13 protein-coding genes are annotated in these 14,886 nt (G+C 42.0%); 5 read left to right on the top strand and 8 right to left on the bottom strand.

Annotation, left to right across the window (positions count from 1 at the left end):
• Positions 1–24: 24 nt before the first annotated feature.
• Complete coding sequence (gene asnA, locus JI65_RS06870; protein WP_191014638.1) at positions 25–1,062, bottom strand: aspartate--ammonia ligase; 1,038 nt, start codon at positions 1,060–1,062, stop codon at positions 25–27.
• A gap of 109 nt (positions 1,063–1,171) precedes the next feature.
• Between asnA and JI65_RS06865 the strand changes: the two genes are divergently transcribed.
• Positions 1,172–2,143 carry a DNA/RNA non-specific endonuclease gene (locus JI65_RS06865; protein WP_242457187.1) on the top strand — a complete coding sequence of 324 codons (972 nt, stop codon included), beginning with the start codon at positions 1,172–1,174 and terminating at the stop codon, positions 2,141–2,143.
• Positions 2,144–2,147: 4 nt separating this feature from the next.
• On the opposite strand, the gene JI65_RS06860 is transcribed toward JI65_RS06865, so the two are convergent.
• The 3 genes from JI65_RS06860 to JI65_RS06850 form a co-directional block, all read right to left on the bottom strand.
• Positions 2,148–4,037 (bottom strand): tetratricopeptide repeat protein, encoded by a 1,890-nt coding sequence (locus tag JI65_RS06860; RefSeq protein ID WP_191014637.1) that lies wholly within the window; start codon positions 4,035–4,037, stop codon positions 2,148–2,150.
• Between the two features lie 7 nt (positions 4,038–4,044).
• Positions 4,045–5,418 (bottom strand): 3-phosphoshikimate 1-carboxyvinyltransferase, encoded by a 1,374-nt coding sequence (aroA, locus tag JI65_RS06855; RefSeq protein ID WP_191014636.1) that lies wholly within the window; start codon positions 5,416–5,418, stop codon positions 4,045–4,047.
• A gap of 70 nt (positions 5,419–5,488) precedes the next feature.
• A complete protein-coding gene (locus tag JI65_RS06850; protein WP_191014635.1) occupies positions 5,489–5,821 on the bottom strand; it encodes a hypothetical protein in 333 nt (110 codons plus the stop codon).
• Between the two features lie 329 nt (positions 5,822–6,150).
• Here JI65_RS06850 and JI65_RS06845 point away from each other — a divergent pair, with 329 nt between their 5' ends.
• Positions 6,151–8,019, top strand: coding sequence for a RelA/SpoT family protein (locus JI65_RS06845; protein ID WP_191014634.1), 1,869 nt, complete (start codon positions 6,151–6,153; stop codon positions 8,017–8,019).
• A 506-nt stretch (positions 8,020–8,525) separates the two neighbouring features.
• On the opposite strand, the gene JI65_RS06840 is transcribed toward JI65_RS06845, so the two are convergent.
• Both JI65_RS06840 and JI65_RS06835 read right to left on the bottom strand, forming a co-directional pair.
• Entirely contained in the window at positions 8,526–9,422 is an 897-nt protein-coding gene (locus JI65_RS06840) for a metallophosphoesterase family protein (protein ID WP_191014633.1), read from the bottom strand.
• Positions 9,423–9,442: 20 nt separating this feature from the next.
• A complete protein-coding gene (locus JI65_RS06835; RefSeq protein WP_191014632.1) occupies positions 9,443–10,186 on the bottom strand; it encodes a hypothetical protein in 744 nt (247 codons plus the stop codon).
• 188 nt (positions 10,187–10,374) lie between these two features.
• Between JI65_RS06835 and JI65_RS06830 the strand changes: the two genes are divergently transcribed.
• The 3 genes from JI65_RS06830 to JI65_RS06820 are packed head-to-tail and all read left to right on the top strand — an operon-like array spanning position 10,375 to position 12,447.
• Complete coding sequence (locus JI65_RS06830) at positions 10,375–11,460, top strand: polyprenyl synthetase family protein (protein WP_191014631.1); 1,086 nt, start codon at positions 10,375–10,377, stop codon at positions 11,458–11,460.
• 29 nt (positions 11,461–11,489) lie between these two features.
• A complete protein-coding gene (locus JI65_RS06825; protein WP_191014630.1) occupies positions 11,490–12,026 on the top strand; it encodes a tetratricopeptide repeat protein in 537 nt (178 codons plus the stop codon).
• A complete protein-coding gene (locus JI65_RS06820) occupies positions 12,019–12,447 on the top strand; it encodes a SoxR reducing system RseC family protein (RefSeq protein WP_191014629.1) in 429 nt (142 codons plus the stop codon). The genes JI65_RS06825 and JI65_RS06820 overlap by 8 nt, the downstream gene beginning before the upstream one ends.
• 56 nt (positions 12,448–12,503) lie before the next feature.
• Here the strand turns inward: JI65_RS06820 and JI65_RS06815 are convergent, their stop codons facing one another.
• On the bottom strand, positions 12,504–13,775 hold the full coding sequence (locus JI65_RS06815; protein WP_191014628.1) for a protein-glutamate methylesterase/protein-glutamine glutaminase: 1,272 nt from the start codon (positions 13,773–13,775) through the stop codon (positions 12,504–12,506).
• Between the two features lie 143 nt (positions 13,776–13,918).
• Positions 13,919–14,734 carry a CheR family methyltransferase gene (locus tag JI65_RS06810; RefSeq protein ID WP_191014627.1) on the bottom strand — a complete coding sequence of 272 codons (816 nt, stop codon included), beginning with the start codon at positions 14,732–14,734 and terminating at the stop codon, positions 13,919–13,921.
• Positions 14,735–14,886 lie beyond the last annotated feature (152 nt).

Below are 14,886 nucleotides of genomic sequence, written 5' to 3'. Positions count from 1 at the left end.
CAACCACCGCAATCAGCCTATGAATTACAAAAGATGGATTCCGTGTGCGGCACAGTCTTTCTTCATTTGTTCTGGCCACATTGAAACCTGAATCTCACCGATGTGGGCTTTTCGGAGGAAGAACATACAAAGTCGGCTCTGCCCGATTCCGCCACCCATCGTAAACGAAAGTTCTCCGTTCAAAAGTCGTTTGTGGAATTCAAGATTTGCACGCTCAGGACAACCACGCTCTTCAAGCTGTGCTTTAAGGCTCTCCGGGCTTACACGGATTCCCATTGAGCTAAGCTCGTAAGAACTTTTGAGAACCGGATTCCAAACGAGAAGGTCACCGTTCAATCCTCTGTGGCCGTCTCCGCTCTCGCTAATCCAGTCATCGTAGTCAGGCGCACGTCCGTCGTGAATCGTGCCGTCAGGAAGTTTTCCGCCAATACCGATGAGGAAAACCGCACCGTATTCCTGACAAATTTTATTTTCACGCTCTTTCGGACTTAAAGTCGGATACATTTTTTGGAGGTCTTCCGCATAAATAAAATGGATTTCTTCCGGCAAAAAAGGTTTTATTTGGTCATATCGGTCATAAATATAGAATTCCAGACGCTTTAAGCACGCATAGATTTTTTTTACGACTTCTTTTAAGTACATTACGGTGCGGTCATTTTCTTCGATACAAGCGCACCAGTCCCATTGGTCAACGTAAAGCGAGTGAATATTATCAAGTTCCTCGTCAGCACGAATCGCATTCATATCAGTGTAGATTCCAAAACCAGGCAAGAGTCCCATTTCGGTAACTTTTACGCGCTTCCATTTTGCGAGAGAATGAACGATTTCCATTTTGGTGTCATTCATGTCTTTTACAGGAAACGAAACTGCCCTCTCAACGCCGTTCAAATCATCATTAAGACCTTTTCCACTCTCAACAAAAAGCGGAGCTGTTACACGCGTAAGATTGAGCGCAGTAGAAAGCTCAGTCTGAAAAAAGTCTTTAATCATAACGATTGCATGTTCTGTCTCCCTGCTGTTCAGGAGAGATTTATAGTTTTCTGGAAATACTACTTTTGACATAATAAAAAACCTCGGTGCAAAGGATTTTATCAAAAAGTCGGATTGAAAAAAAGATGTTTTCCGTTTTAAAATCAGAGAAAGTTCCAATATTTTTAACCCGGAGGAAATAATGGCTAAAATGAAGACTTCAAGACGACGGAAATCAAACCGGAATCAAACGAACATCGTCTTCTTGCTGATATTTTTGATTCTCGCAGGACTTTTCCTTATTTATTGCAAAAGCACAGGAAAAATCAGTTTTGAAGACGGGCAAATAAAAATCGAAAATCCGCTTTCGACCGACAAAAACACAGGCAGCCAAAAAAGCACGCCCGCAGCGAAAGACGGATTTATAGCATTGCCAGACCAGCTTGAATATCCGATTTGCGCCGGAGAAAAACACGCTCAAGACCACGAACGCCGAAAATTCAAAAATTACGAACTTTGCTACAGGGAAAGTTACGAACAGGCGGAATGGTCAGCTTACAAGCTCTCAAAAGACGAGCTAAAAAAGACCACTGACCGCACGAACGATTTTAGACCCGACCCAAAAATCACTACCTGTTCCTCAACTCTCGCCGACTACAAAGGCTCTGGCTACGACCGCGGTCATTTAACGCCGGCCGCCGACATGAGTTTTGACAAAAGCGCGATGAGCGAAACTTTTTACATGAGCAACATGAGTCCGCAAGCCCCGCAATTCAACCGCGGGATTTGGCAACAGCTCGAAGCACAAGTCCGAACTTGGGCAAAAAAATTCGGAACGATTTACGTTGTCTCAGGTCCGATTCTCGAAAAAAATGCAAAAGATTACGCGACAATCGGAAAAAGCAAAGTCGTAATCCCGCAGTATTATTATAAAGCCGTTTTGATTCCGCTTTACGCTGACGAAACAGACAAAAACTCGCCAGAAGATGCAAAATCGATTGCAGCCCTGGGATTCATCTTGCCGAACAACGAATGCAAAGGAAAATCATTCTGGGATTTTGCAATCTCAATCGACGAAATTGAAAAGCGCACTGGAATCGATTTGTACGCGCTTTTGGAAGACTCCGCCGAAGCTGCCGCCGAAAGTTCGTTCGACATTTCAATCTGGCGGTAAGCTTTTAAAACCAGCCGCTAAGGCTTTGCGCACTCTGCTTGGCCTCGGGAACTTTTTCCTGAGCCTTTTTGTAATAGCGCAAAGCCGTTTTTTTATTCGGTTTAACGCCGATTCCGTTTTCGTAACACAAACCAAGTCTGTAGCACGCTAAATAATATTCATCAGAGTTGTCGTCGGCTTGCTCCGCGAGTGCAAAATAATTCAAAGCCCGCTGCAAATCCGAATCGTGCAAATAATCCGTGAGCAAAATAGCCGCAAAATACGGAGCCAAAGCGCCCTTGTAATTTTGCTCCACGGCACGCTCAAAATATTCCAATGACGAAAGATAATTTTTTTCGTCAAAATAATGCTTCGCAAGGCAAATCGTAGATTCAAGGTGCCCAACCTCGCTCGCCCGCGTAAGCCAGAAAACGCCTTCATCATCGGTCAGAGAAAGAGCCGTCGCAAGATTGTACATATAATCACCGTCGGGCTGAACGCCAAATTCAATTGCACGCTTATAATATTTTGAAGAAAGATTTATATCCGACAAAAAATAATATTCGCTTAGGCGTTTTGCAGCTCCGCCAAAAATCTCATTCAAATCGGATTCTGCCTTTTCGAGCCTGGCTTTATAATTTTCGTACATTTTTGACTCAGGAATCGCCGACTGAAATTTTTCTATCAATTTTCGGATTTCGACTTCCTCGGCACTTTCAAGAGTTTCGTCAATTTTTTTAAGCAGAGGAACGATTTTTTCCTGATTTTCCGGACTCGGTGCCGCCTCCAAAATTTCGATTTCTTTCCAGACCGCCCCAACGGAATTTTCCTCGCTAGCCTTCAAAATCAACTCGCCGGCATTTGCAGTCACAAGTTTTGGGAATTTAAGGCAGGCAATGGCATAATCAAGTGAACAAATCGCGCCTTCAATTTTGTAATCTTCCTCCTGGCCGTCCGCGAGGAATTTTTTATCGACGTAACCCAAAAAATCATGGTAGCGGATTTTTGCCGAATTTTCGTATTCATCAACCAGCTCTACGGTCGTTCCCTCCCGCAGCGGCAAAATCACATCACGAGAATTCTGTTCCTGAGAGTTTTTTATGCGTTTTGAATGCAAAAAAGCCTCTTCGCCGTTAAAATCCGCAATTTTCTTAAAAATCTTTGTCTCGATTTCTTCAACAGAGTCTCCGGCCTGATTTTTTGCAGGATTTTCCTTAAAAATCACCGCAGGAGCAACTCCAATCGCCATCTGCTTTTCTTTTATGACGTTTCCAACAATCGTAATCGCAAGAAAAAACAGCACAACGCCGAACGCAAGAAAAGCACTCCGCAAAATAAAGCCCATGGATTTTCTGAGAAATGACTTTTTTGATTTTTTTGGATACAAGAATTTTAGCGAAGATTTTAAAGAATCTTTTAAATAATCCAAATCAGTCTGCACGACGTTAAAATCGGGATTTAAAATATAAAGTTCGCCCTGCGCCTTTTTTTTGCTCACCACCTCGCATACGAACTTTCGGTTATGCAGAAAACTTTTATACGCGCATAAGTCCATAAAATTCTGCACGCTCTGAATTTTGTTTTCAGAAAGAATTATAATTAAAATAGAAGATTTTCGATTGTTTTTTCTGCTTGCAGAATTATCGCGGTTTTCAAAAAAAGTTCTTGCCGATGAAAAATCAGCCGCCGGAAGCTCTTGCAGGCTTTCAGGAAACTCAAAATCTTCAAGCTTTATAAAATCAATTGCCCTGTTTTTTGACCGGTCAGAAAGATTTGCAAAGGCAATCTTTGAGATTTTAGATTTTTTATTGTTTTTTTGAATCTCAGAGAAAAAAAACTTTAATTTGTAAAAAATTTCATCTGAATTATTCTGAGCACTCTCAGAAAAATCCAGAAGAAACAAAATATCTTTCAAAATAAAACTACTCCGCTTCGAATCCTGCGTTAATTCCATTCATCACTTCATAAAAGTGCGGGAAACTTACGCTGCAACACTCTGAATTGTTCACGACGATTTTTTCGCCCTCAGGAAGCCCAAACGCCATGCAACTAAGACTCATCGCCATTCGGTGATCAAAGTAACTTTCAACATTTCCGCCATGCAATCTGAATTCAGGATTTTTGCTTCCATCTGCAAGAATCGGAGAATGCCCGTGAATTCTAAGGAAATCCTCGCCTTCTTCAAGTTCTGCACCGAGTTTTGTAAGTTCTTCATTAAGAACTTTTAAGCGGTCAGTCTCTTTTCGGCGGCAAACTGCGGCATCCTCAAGAACAGTTGTGCCTTCAATAAAGCAAGCGGCAACAGCAAGCGCACAAACCGCATCCGGGAACGGAGAGAGAGCCACGTGCAACTCGCCGTTCGGAAGATTTTCGGTAGAAAGTCTTTTTCCGCCACGGACTTTTAGAAGTTCATCAGTTTTATTCCATTCAATGTCCGCACCAACAGATTTTAACACTTCAACAATCGCGTCGTCACCTTGCGTTCCGCTTCCGTCAATGTGGTCAATCGTAATTTCGCTGTCGCTGATTATCGCACCGACCAATGGGAACGCAACCGCTTCCCAGTCACTCGGAATTACAGTTTCGAACGCTTTTAGGCTTTTTGCGCCTTTAACTTCGATGTGCTTAAAATCCTCGCTGATTGAAACTTCAACGCCCACTTTTTCAAGCCATTTTTGCGTCATCACAAGGTAAGGAGTTTCTTTTGGATTGGTGAGTTCGATTTTTATTCCGTCTTTGAGCAAGATTCCAGCCATCATCAAGCCTGAAATATATTGGCTAGAAACCGAGCCTTCCGTTTTTACGTAATTTTTTGTGATCGGCCCGCGAATCACAAGCGGACAACCATTTTTGCCAGGTCGGGTAACAAAACATTCGGCACCAAGCTGATTCAAAACATCAACCACGTGATTTACAGGGCGCTTTCTGATTGAAGCATCACCTGTAAAAACGCTCGTTCCAGTAAAAACTCCAGAAATCGGAGAAAGAAAATACAAAAGAGAACCTGAATTTCCAACGTTGATAACATCGTCTGGCAAGTGGATGTTTTTTCCGGCACCGTCAACAATCCATTCCGTTCCGGGTTCGCCTTCGGTACTAAGGTTCAGGTCAACCCCAGAGCCTATCAACGGCACTGCAGCAGCCGTAGAAAGACAGTCCGCACTTGGAAGTGGATTTTTTATATGAGAAACGCCGTCTGCCAATGTGGCAAGAAGCAACGCACGAATCGTATGAGATTTTGAGCCGGGAACTGTTACAGTTCCGAAAAGTCGTGTCTTTTTTGCAATTACTTTCATAATTTTTTATTTTAGCATAAACAGCGGAATCTTGTCAGCGAAAGCGAAGCGCTACAGCAGAGTGATTCGCTTAAAAGAAAGAAGTCCACAAAAAAAGAAACGGTCCTATTATCAAAACAAGGATAACGGAAATCAAAAACAGGGCCAGCGGCAAAAGCGACAGGATTCCAAAGAAAAAACCGAATCTTGAAGTCCAGCCCTTTATGGCGATTTTTTTCCATGCACAAATATTGCAAACAAAACTAATTATTATTACGGCAGGAAAATATAAGTAGGGAGGATTTCCGAAACTTATACCGTTTTTTTTGTAGCCCCATAAAAAACAGCAAAGGCTTACAAAACCTAAAAGCCCGCTGAATCCTAGCGCAAAAGAAATCCATGAATAGAATTTATCATCGTTCATTATAAAACTCCGCAGTATTATTGGCACTTTCAAATACCGAATTCTTCGCATTCCTGTTCACAGCAGGAACTGCCAAAAAAGATACGTTGGAGGAAATAAAAATACAGACATTTTTTTTACATGAGCCTATTTTTGACTAAAAATTGTAACAGTTTATTATTACCGTATTGAAGTAAATTTTTCAATTCGAAAAAAACAAATTGCAAGGATTATGCAGCCCGAACAAGGGTCTGCTCTGCGGATTTTGCCCTATTTTTCATAAAAAACGACTTTTTTGAAATGCTTAAAATTTGCTATACTATCGGAAAATTCATTTTGGGAGGCAGGTAATGGAGTTTGATGTAAGGACAAACAATACGGAATTCAATCCAGACATTCTTGAGCAGGCGTTTTTTGAAACTTTTCCAAGATTCACTGATGACGAAAAAGCAAAATTCTCAAAAGCATGGCACTACTTGAATCAAAAAGCCGGGGACTTAAAACGCAGCTGCGGTCGTCCTTATATCCTTCATCCAATGCGTGTAGCAGCTTTGCTTGCGGACACAAATCTTGACATTGACAGCGTGATTTGCGGACTTTTGCATTCAATTTATTCTGTGGACGGAGTTTTGGAAACTGACATTGAAAGCCAGTTTGGTTCTGCCGTAAACCGAATCGTAAAAGACACGTCAAAAATCAACTCCCTAAAAATCAACTCAAAGACGATTCAGCAGGCAGACTCAATCCGAAAGATGCTCTTCGCAATGATCGAGGACGTTCGCGTAATTCTCGTGCAACTTGCGGACAGGCTTGACCGCATGAGAAACTTAAAAAACATTGACGAAAAAAAACAGCGTCTCGTGGCAAACGAAGTAATCGACATTTGGGCACCGCTCGCAGACAGGCTCGGTATGCAGTCCGTAAAAAGCGAGCTTGAGGATTTGAGCCTAAAATATGCGAACCCGGACGTTTTTCAGCAGATAAAAAAAATCGTCGCGCAAAAAAAAGACGAACGCGCGGCTTATCTTGAAAAAGCCGTTAATGCGATAAAAAACGAGGCGGAAAAAATCGGGCTAAACGTTTCTATTTCGAGCCGGGCAAAGCATTTTTATTCGATTTATCAAAAAATGCGAAAGCGAAACAAAGGAGCGGACGAACTTTACGACTTGTTCGCGCTCAGAATCATCTGCAACAGAACTTCAGAATGTTACTCGCTGATTGGAATCGTTCACGGACTTTGGAAGCCGATGGACGGGCGTTTTAAGGATTATATTGCAATGCCGAAAGCAAACGGATATCAGTCTCTGCACACCACGGTCGTGTGCGAAGGAAAACCGCTTGAAATTCAGATTCGAACAAAAGCGATGCACGACATGGCCGAGCACGGTGTGGCTTCGCACTGGCTTTACAAAAAAGGCATGAATCACGACGTTGTTGATGTGAATTCTTTAGGCATCTTCAATCAGCTCCAGAATCTCAAAAACGACAATCTTACGAACGAGGCATTTTTTGCCCAGCTCAAAGACGAAATTTTGGGCGACGAGATTTTTGTCTTCACTCCGAACGGCGACGTTATTCAGCTTCCGGCCGGGGCGTGTGCGATTGACTTTGCATATCAGGTTCACTCTGCGGTCGGCGAGAAAATCGTTGGCGCAAAGGCCGATGGAAAAATCATTCCGATTACGGTGCCGCTAAAAAATACCGAAATTATCGAAATTCTTACGAATCCACAGGCGCACCCGACGGAAAATCAGCTAAAAATCGTAAAAACTTCAAAGGCCCGCCAAAAAATTCACTCTTGGCTCATTGCGAACGACCCGAATTTTGTGGACAAAGCTGCAGAAATGCAACGGGCGGCGGACATAGCGGCAAACAACGAAAAGTCAAAGCTGATTCAGGATGAAAAAAGACGAAAAATCCGCTCAAAAAAAGGCGTTTCCCCAGAAATCATTCAGAGTTCACTTTTTACGGGAAAGGTACGAATCGACAACACGAAAAACGTTCTCTTTACGCTTGCAGGTTGCTGTCATCCGCAGCCAGGCGACCCAATCGTTGGATACGCCAGCAAAAACAAGGGAATTATGATTCACAAACCGACGTGCCTTACCTTCCAGCGAATTCCGAACATCGAGAACCGCATGGTGGACGTGGTGTGGGAGCAAAGGGAAGCGCCGCAAGTTCACTCTAAATCTGAAAGTGATTTTGGGCGCTTCCCGTGAGTTTTCGGAAACGCACAGGTTGGTTTGAAAACCATAAAATCCGCTTTTCGCGTTTCCAAAAACTCGCGCTTTGGTAGGACGGCTTGCAGGGGCTCACAAAACGTGGCGACAAGGAAAGCCACGTTTCGTGAAGGAAGTTTTGTTTCTCGCGCACCGCGAGAAACCATGTAAAAATGCGAAAAGTCCACTCCAAATCTGAAACTTGATTTTTGGCGTTTCCCGCGACTTTTCGGAAACGTACAGGTTGGCTTAAAAAACATAAAATCCGCTTTTCGCGTTTCCAAAAACTCGCGCTTTGGTGGGCGCTCTTGCAGGGGCTCACAAAACGAGGCGACAAGGAAAGCCACGTTTCGTAAAGGAAATTTTGTTTCTCGCGCACCGCGAGAAACCATGTAAAAATGCGAAAAGTCCACTCCAAATCTGAAAGTTGATTTTGGGCGCTTCCCGCAAGCAACTCAAACTCATTTACAAACGGGACTGCTATTAAGATTTTTTAGAAAGAAAACTTATTCCTTTTCAATCACGGTTGAATGCACAGTTTTATTCACTTCGTCAACCGTAAAGAGACGCCAGGTGTATCTTCTTACAAAGCTTGCGGTCACGTCTTCCCTGAACGTGCTGTAATCAAAGCCGTAAGTTCTGTGGGCGTGCCCTTCAAAAACTTGCTTTACGTTGTTTTTCTTAAAAATCGTCAAAAACGTGGCCCGCTCCATCGTGTTCTGAATCGTCATCAATGCGTTGCCACCAGCGTAAATCGGATAATGCGTGCAGACGATTTTTGCATTCGGGTCATTTTTTACAACACTCGCAAAAGACTCGCGCTGCTTCTCGCCAAAAGTTCCGTTCGCCGAATCCAAAAAATAAAACGAAAAATTTCCGAGCGAAAAGTTGGACGAATCAAAATAATACGCAGTTTTATACGGAAAAACCTGTTTCTTGTAATTCGACCAGCCATTATTGTACAAATCGTGATTTCCGATTGTCGAGTAAATCTTAAAATCAGAATCCCCGATTTTTTCGCTGGCAAGTTTTCTTACGGCTTCGCAAAAAGAATTGAATTCATCATATTCTTTGGAACTTCCGGAATTCGCAATATCGCCAAGACACAAAATAAAACGCGGGCGCAAAGTTGAATCTTCGTTTTCAAACTGAGCTGAAATCCACGAAAGGAATTTTTCACACTCGTTTTCCTGCGCTCCAAAATGAACATCCGTAATCAAAACGCCGCTGTACACGTTTCCGAACGAAACCGAAGGCAATTGTGAATCCGAAAGTTTTTCAACGCTCGCGGCACGAGTGTCAACATTATCCTCGTCAAAAAGCAAAAAATACGCGCCGAACGAGCAAGACGAATAAAGAATCAGAATCAAAAAAATCAGATTGAATAAAAATAACTTTTTCATTTTTCCTTAAAACTTGCTTTTCAAAAATAATATCCCACAGAAATCGCTGTTACGAACGAACTGACCATAGGAGCCGTAATGATTTCGTCAAAAATGCGAAGCTTAAAATCCAAGCCGACACGCACAGAATCTTCTATATAATAGGCAACGCCAAACACATGCTGGGGCGACATAAAAAGCGGGTAGCGAAAAAAATCGTGCGATGCTGTTTCAAAATACGCTTCCCAGCCGCTCTGCCATTTTTTATAAAAACGAATCACCGTAGAAAGCGTATTGTCAGTTATCAAGCCGGAATCTGAATTGAGTGCATAAACGTTCGAGATTTTAAATCCGTCTCCCAGCTTAAAAGTAAACCTGAATCCAGAATCATGAACAAAATCCAGCGCAGCTTCGAGCAAAAAATCATTCTCCGAGCAAATATTTTTGTACGCCTGAAAATGATAAACTCCGCCAAGCCCAAGTCGAACAGTTTTATGAGCTTTTCGCCAGTTAAGTTTTTTGGCAGAAAAATAATTTCCTCCGAGCGAAAAATCAAAAGCATCGTCATAAAACTGCATGCCGGTTTTTAAATCATAATTTTCACCAAAAATGCCATAATTTCCAGAAAAAAGCACTGAATTTCCTTCAATTCCATAATCCGCAAAATATGAATATTCGAACTGAACGAATTGTTTTTCAAAAAATTTAGAACAATCAAAAGCGAACGCCGGAAAAGCAAGAAACAAAATCAAAAACGGAAAAAAGATTTTTTTCATAATTTTCATAAAAATACTACAATTTTTTTTGATTTCCGAAAAGTAAAATTCAGATTTCAAATGCAAATTGAACGCTGATATATCCCTAGGTCAAATTTCGAGGTTTTTTAATCAGTATAAAAATCTGCAAACTGATTTAGGTGCTTGGTCGCAGATAGTTATGGAAAAGTCAAAAATTCTACATTATAATAGTTTTTATGAATAGCAAATTTCAGACAAGACTTGAAAAAATAGAATCAGCACTAAACCAATTTCTTCCAGAAAACTCAAATGATGAATGGAAAAACCTTTCGTTCGGAAGCATTGACAGTTGCGTAAAAGACGCGCATTTTGCAAACCTAATAAAACCTTGCAAGACTTTAGTTTCTCTCGGCGGAAAACGCTGGCGCCCTCTTCTCATGGTTTTGTGTGCGGAACTTGCCGCAGACGCAAAAAAAAGGCCTTCAAGCGAAATCGCCTACGCGCTCACTCCGCTCGTAGAATTTGCCCATACCGCGAGCCTTATCCACGATGACATAGAAGACAACGCTGACACGCGGCGCGGAAAACCGGCCGCACATCTTTCCTACGGACTGGACGTTGCCCTAAACGCAGCTTCGTGGCTTTATTTTCAGGCAACAGCCTGCATCGAAAATCTGCCGCTGGAAGGCACGGAAGAAGAAAAAGCAAAAATCAAAAATACATTCTACACGCTTTTTACAACGGAACTCCGAAGACTTCACCTTGGTCAGGCAATGGACATTCTTTGGCACCGAAACGCGGATTTGATTCCGAATCAGGAAGAATACACCGCAATGGTCAGAAATAAAACAGGAACGCTGGCACGGCTCGCTGTAAAAGCCGGAATTCTTGCGGGCGGCGGAACTGCCCAAGAAGCCGATGAATGCGGAAAAATCGCCGAAGACATTGGAACAGGATTTCAAATTCTTGATGACGTTACAAACCTTACAACGGGAAATCCTGGAAAAAAACGCGGAGACGACATTGTTGAAGGCAAAAAAAGTCTTCCTGTCCTTTTGCACCTAAAAGACCACAAAGAAGACGTTCAGGTAATCTGCAAATATTTTGCACAGGCCAAAAAAGAAGGAATCGAATCTCCTGCGGTGGAAGAATGTATCGAGCTTCTTACAAAAAGCGGGGCGATTGAAAAGGCAAAAGGCTACGGAGTGATGATTATTCACAACAAAACTTCCGAACTGGCAGATTTTTTTGGCAACGGCGAATGCGAAAGCGCAACGCTCATAAACGAACTTTTTGCTTCAATGCAAGCTCCAAAAAAATAAGCCAACTTTGAAAAACTGAAAGGAAGATTATGGAAGAATCCCCAGAAAAACTTAACAGGCAGGCTTTTGAATTTGCATCCCGTGGCGAATATGACGAAGCGATTGCCTGTTTAAAAAAAGCTATCGAAATCGAAAAATACAACTATCTTCTTTGGTTCAATCTGGGCGTTATTTACCGCGATGCCGGAAAACTCGAAGAATCAATTTCGGCACTCTTGCAGGCAAATAAAATAAATGATGAAGATGAGGATGTAATCGAGACAATCGCTCTGGTTTATTTTTCACTCGGAGATATTGAACAGGCCCTTTACTACTGCAAGGAAGGGCTTAGCCTAAATTTTATGAATGCCCATATTTGGAACACACTTGGAGTAATTTTTTTTAATCAGGATGATTACGAAATGGCGGCTGATTCTTTTGAACACGCAATCACAATCAATCCGTATTACTACGATGCCCTTTACAATCTGCGCGACACCTACGACGAACTCGGAAATGAAGTGGGAAAACGCCAAATTATCGAGCAGATGAAAAACGTTTCAGAGAGCGGAAAACAGAATGCATAAATTTGCAAAAATAGTAAAAATCGAAAAACCAACGAACTCAAAAACAAGCACAATCTATGCCGTGCAGATGATTACAAGTGCTTGCAGCAATTGCACTTACTCGTGCGCGCGACAGGGAAAACCGTTCAAAGTCCTGAACAAAATCGGAATCCAAATCCAGGAAGGCTGCATAGTTCAGCTAAAACCCTCGCTGTACCAATATTTTTTTCAAGGATTTCTTTCGCTACTCATCCCGATTGTCAGTTCGGTTATTGGCTACTTTTTTGCGCCGGAAATTCACCGTGAATTAAAAATTGGATTTTCCGACACAGGTCGGTTCGTTTGCGTGTTAGGATTTTTTCTATTTTCATCGCTAATCGTCTTTATTCTAAGCAGAAGCACGTTAAATCTTTCAAAACCAGAAATAGTAAGCGTGCTATAAAAAAACACCTTTCCGCAGCCGTTTTTAGGCTACAAAAAGGTGCTTTTCGCTTTATTTTATGAATTCAAATGCTCACGGGCAGCTTTGCTAATTTCGTCAGCCATATTTTCTAGGCTAACTTGCTTTTGAACACCGCCAAGCTCGAACGCAACGCGAGGCATTCCGTAAACAATCGAAGATTTTTCATCCTGCCCCAAAGTCCATGCGCCTTGTTTTCGCATTTCTGCAAGTTCCACGGCACCGTCTTTACCCATTCCTGTCATAATTACGCCAAGAGCCTTGTTTTGGTAAATCTTTGCGACGGACTCAAAAAGCACGTCGGCAGAAGGTCTGTGACCGTTTCTCTGAGGCTCCTGAGAAAGCCTGATGACATTCTTTCCAAGCCCACCGCGCTCAACAAGAATATGATAGTTTCCAGGAGCGATATAAACGTGTCCATCCTCAATCGGCTCACCATCTTCGGCTTCTTTTATAGACAGCGCACAAATCTTATTCAAACTGCCCGCAAACTCTTTTGTAAATCCGGCAGGCATGTGCTGAACTACAAGAATCGGCTGTTTTAAGTGCGGATCAATGTTTTTGAACACTTCACGAAGCGCATTAGGACCTCCCGTTGAAATTCCAATCGCGATAACCTCGATTCGGCCAGGCTCACGAAGTGGCGTAATCGTAGCAGGCTCTTTCGGTTTTGAAGGCGCGCTAAAATCAAATCGCGGGCGATCAAAAGTAGAAGAAGCGGAAGGAGCCGCATGATGCTGAGACTCAAGGAATTTCTTGGCCTTGTCCTCGCCCATAACAGTCGCAAGTTTTTTACTGATTGTTCGGTCTTCTGCGCGGTCAGAAACGATATGAAGGAAAAATTCTTCTCCGTAAACATTTTTATGATGCTTACGGCGCGCATAAGAACCACCATACGAAGCAATCATCTCTACGAGCGTGTCAGAAACAGAACTAATATCTGCAGAAACAGAACCGTTCGGTTTTGTAATAAAATCGGCAGCACCAAGCTCAAGACACTGCATAGTAACGGCAGCACCTTTTTCTGCAATACTTGAAAGGATGATTACAGGAATGTCAATTCGATTTTCTTTACGGTATTTTAAGAATTCAATACCGTTCATAACTGGCATTTCAATATCAAGAATAATTACATCAGGATTCAGCAACGGTATCTTATCAATGAGGAACTGACCGTTCATGGCCTTTCCTACAATGTGCATTCCTTCGGTACCGTCGATTACGCGGGAAATCAAGTTGCGCATCAAAGCGGAATCATCACAAATAAGAACCGAAATATCCTCTTTTCCGTTTACATTGCCATCTAACATTTCAAAGCCTCCCTTTTACAGTCCACATTCAAGCAACAAGAAAGCAAACCTTTATATAAAAACATGGCACTTGCTGACACAATAAAGCCCGCAAGTGCCATCTATATTCGCAATATTTTTCAATAATTTTTTAGAACTCAGGGCTAAAGATTTTTTTGATAAAGACAAGCCCAGTCCGTCTTTAAGAACTCAAATTTAGTGTCCATACCAAACAATGACTCTGAGTGCCCAATGAAAAGATAAGAATGAGGAGCCATCGAATTCCAGAATCGGTCAATCGTTGCTTTCTGAGCAGCCTCATCAAAATAAATCAAAACGTTTCGGCAGAATACAACATCAAGATTCCTTGCACCAGAATCGTTTCGCAGATTATGATAGTCAAATTTTATAGTAGACATCAATTGACTAGTAACCTGATATCCTTTATCGGTTTTGGTAAAATATCTGTCCAAATATTTTTGCGGGATTCCAGAAATTCTTGACTCTGGATAGAATCCCTGCTGACCAACCATTAAGGATTTTAAGGAAATATCAGAAGCCGTAATCTGGAATTTAAACGGCGGCGGAAGAATATCCTGCAAAATCATTGCAATTGTATAAGGCTCTTCGCCAGTCGAACAACCAGCACTCCAAATTCTTACTGTTGTTTCTCCAGTCTTTTTTTTATTTTCAAGAACATGAGGAATTACGTAATTTATGAGAGCATCAAAATGCGGCTGATTTCTAAAGAATCTCGTCAAGTTAGTCGTGACGGAATCCAGCATCGTCTTCATTTCCTCTTCGTTTGACATAATGAGACGATAGTACTCCTCTAAGGAGCCGAGCTGCTTTTCACGAAGCTTTTCTTTTAAGCGACTATCAAGTATAGAACGGTTTGTAGCGGAAAATGTGATTCCAGATTTGTCATAAATGACTTTACGGAACATATCAAATTCTGCATCAGTTAATAAATCTGCCATAAGACAAATTATATACCCTCAAATCCGAATTGTAAACAAAATCTGTAGATAGTTTTAAAAGGAACCGTTGCAAGTTGACTTTTGAAATTTAAGTTGGATTGTGCGGTTCCCGAAACTTTTGCAAAGCAAAACTTTCGCTTTGGTGGGCGGAT

It is taken from the genome of Treponema zioleckii, assembly GCF_014737315.1.
Classification (GTDB): Bacteria; Spirochaetota; Spirochaetia; order Treponematales; family Treponemataceae; genus Treponema_D; species Treponema_D zioleckii.
Note: the sequence above shows the minus strand (reverse complement) of the source record. Positions and strands in the feature narration are given on the sequence as shown.

Coding starts and splice junctions, on each gene's coding strand:
- JI65_RS06850 (WP_191014635.1), bottom strand. CDS start 5,821: ATGAACGATGATAAATTCTATTCATGGATTTCTTTTGCGCTAGGATTC.
- JI65_RS06815 (WP_191014628.1), bottom strand. CDS start 13,775: ATGTTAGATGGCAATGTAAACGGAAAAGAGGATATTTCGGTTCTTATT.
- JI65_RS06810 (WP_191014627.1), bottom strand. CDS start 14,734: ATGGCAGATTTATTAACTGATGCAGAATTTGATATGTTCCGTAAAGTC.
- asnA (WP_191014638.1), bottom strand. CDS start 1,062: ATGTCAAAAGTAGTATTTCCAGAAAACTATAAATCTCTCCTGAACAGC.
- aroA (WP_191014636.1), bottom strand. CDS start 5,418: ATGAAAGTAATTGCAAAAAAGACACGACTTTTCGGAACTGTAACAGTT.
- JI65_RS06835 (WP_191014632.1), bottom strand. CDS start 10,186: ATGAAAATTATGAAAAAAATCTTTTTTCCGTTTTTGATTTTGTTTCTT.
- JI65_RS06825 (WP_191014630.1), top strand. CDS start 11,490: ATGGAAGAATCCCCAGAAAAACTTAACAGGCAGGCTTTTGAATTTGCA.
- JI65_RS06840 (WP_191014633.1), bottom strand. CDS start 9,422: ATGAAAAAGTTATTTTTATTCAATCTGATTTTTTTGATTCTGATTCTT.
- JI65_RS06820 (WP_191014629.1), top strand. CDS start 12,019: ATGCATAAATTTGCAAAAATAGTAAAAATCGAAAAACCAACGAACTCA.
- JI65_RS06845 (WP_191014634.1), top strand. CDS start 6,151: ATGGAGTTTGATGTAAGGACAAACAATACGGAATTCAATCCAGACATT.
- JI65_RS06865 (WP_242457187.1), top strand. CDS start 1,172: ATGGCTAAAATGAAGACTTCAAGACGACGGAAATCAAACCGGAATCAA.
- JI65_RS06830 (WP_191014631.1), top strand. CDS start 10,375: ATGAATAGCAAATTTCAGACAAGACTTGAAAAAATAGAATCAGCACTA.